The sequence below is a fragment of the Novipirellula sp. genome, from assembly GCF_041583735.1.
Taxonomy (GTDB): Bacteria; Planctomycetota; Planctomycetia; order Pirellulales; family Pirellulaceae; genus Novipirellula.
This window is the reverse complement of record NZ_JBFHFD010000960.1, coordinates 1-2237: the sequence shown is the minus strand read 5'-3', so window position 1 is coordinate 2237 and position 2237 is coordinate 1. Positions and strand designations below refer to the sequence as shown.

General features: G+C 53.6%; 2 protein-coding genes. Both read right to left on the bottom strand.

All coding sequences use genetic code 11. From position 1 onward, the window contains the following. Nucleotides 1-378 precede the first annotated feature (378 nt). Complete coding sequence (locus ABX962_RS35040) at nt 379-681, bottom strand: MTH1187 family thiamine-binding protein (RefSeq protein WP_372726292.1); 303 nt, start codon at nt 679-681, stop codon at nt 379-381. Between the two features lie 281 nt (nt 682-962). Beyond that, nucleotides 963-2159, bottom strand: coding sequence for an aldo/keto reductase (locus tag ABX962_RS35035; RefSeq protein WP_372726291.1), 1197 nt, complete (start codon nt 2157-2159; stop codon nt 963-965). Nucleotides 2160-2237 lie beyond the last annotated feature (78 nt).

Sequence of the window (2237 nt, the reverse complement as noted above, 5' to 3'; positions counted from 1 at the left end):
GCTGCATCGTTTTACCGAGCGCAATGTCGGTTATTGAATGGGGCAGGGAAATGGAAGGGGCAGGAAAATGAGACACCGCATAACTGTCCTGCGATCTCCATCTTTTTGCCCTCCATCTTTTTGCCGTACCTGCGGTGTGGCGCTTAGTGGATGTCGCAGAACGTCAATTCGAGAGATCCGCGACGTCACCTCACTGGTGTCAGCCTTGGCTCATGAATTTTTGGCAAAAACATGAGTGGCAAAAAGATGGGATACCGCAGATTGGTTCTTCATTCTGAATATCTTTCTGCCCTCTCAATCTTCCTGCCCGCCAGTTAGTCGGCGTTTGATGGAAGTGGCGGAATAAGGTGTCCGATGTCTGAAACGTACGGTGGTGACTCACGACGAGTGGCGTTCGTTGACGCTGTCGATTTTGTCCTGCATCGATTGCTCGCGGTCGGTGCGTGTGCCGACTTTGATCGTGGTGGTGATTCGCGGTGCGCCGAGCGAGTGAACCCGCTGGTGACACAGTTTGATCGCGGCGAACACGTCGTCCCAGTCGCCTTCGATGTTCGTGCCGTAGGCGTGAAGCTGATGCGACAAACCCGCTTCCTGCAAGACCTTTTGGCACTCCGCAACGTACTTGCTGACCGAAACTCCCACTCCGATCGGGACGACACATAGATCTACAATGACTTTCATCTCGGCGGTGCCTCTCATTTTTCGGCGAATGTGCAACGTTTAAAAACTAAGTTTAAACGTTATCGGCAAAATTGGCAGCAGCATTCGGATCGAAGCGTCCTATCAGCTTTCCTTTCCCGAGCGGCGACGATGGGGTGAAAGACAGTCGCGTCGGCGGTGAGCCCGATGGACCAGCACCGAAAACGGGCCCCCGAAGGACGGCAGGAAACCTACGGCACGTCATTGCCGTTCGGAACGGTAGAAGTAGCGTCGTTTTTCGTTAGCCACATCGGCAACATGACTCAGCCGCGAACCTTTTTCTGTGCCGGCTCATCGCTGGGGGTGGGCGCTTCTTGAGCGATCAGATTTTTCGCTTTCAACTCGCTCCAGAAATCCTCTGGGATTTGAACCTTCATTGAGGCGATATTTTCTTCTACCTGCTGAACGGTTCGGGCGCCTGGGACAATCGCCGAAACCGTGGATGGCGCCTCGGCGAATTGCAATGCAGCGGTTTTGATATCGATGCCATGTTTTTTCGCAATCGCATCGATTGAGATATACTTTTCCTTCATCGCCGGAGGAATCTTGCTCGAATAGTTGAACCGATCTCGACCCGCCAGGAATCCGCCATTCAGCGGCGCGCCGACGACGACCGAGATGTCTCGTTCATCGAGAAGCGGGAATGTTTTTTCCAGGGCTTGTTGGTGATCCAGAATGGAGTATTGCAGGGCCAGTAAACAGATGTCGGGATCGGCAACGTCAACCGCCTTGTAGATCGCATGCGGTGAATTGATGCCAAACCCCCAGGCTTTGATCATGCCTTCCTCACGCATTTTTGTCAGTTCAGGCATGGCCCCTTTGACCGCATCATCAAAGTATTTGATCCAATCGTCGCCCATGTCACTGTTCTGAGGCGAAAGGTCATGGATGAACACAATGTCCAGTGACGAGACGCCGATGCGATGCAGGCTGTCTTCGACCGAGCGACGTGTTCCCGCCGCCGTATAGTCATACTTGTAGTGAAAGGGGGATGGGTTCGCCCAATGCCACTTCTTCGGAAGTGGTTCGGAAGACGGCGTAAGAATTCGCCCCACTTTGGATGACAAAACGTAGTCCTCGCGTTTCTTGTTGCGAAGCAAGTCACCGTAACGTCGCTCGCTCAGACTTAGCCCGTAAAACGGCGCGGTGTCAAAGTAGCGGATTCCAGAGTCCCAGGCCGCATTGAGCATGCCAAGGATTTCTTCGTCGCTGGATACGGTGTTAAACCCGTTCCCCGCCGCAAGGCCTCCTAAGCCCATTCTAAATTTGGGGCGATATCGACCATCGCCGCGAGGGTCGTTGACTGGCAATGACTCTGTGGTATCCACCAGACCCTTCGTCTTCATGACTTCGCCCGTGGACATCTGGAATTTTAGTGCTTGCGCGGAAGCCGCCGCACTGACTGCCGAACCAACGCCCAACGCCGCACCTGCTTGCAACAAGTTTCTTCGTGTCATCATAGAGTCATTTTCCGTAATCGATTTTGAGGGACGTCGTGTTGTGTGTCGTTTCGATGTGCGTTTCGTGAATGTTGTGGC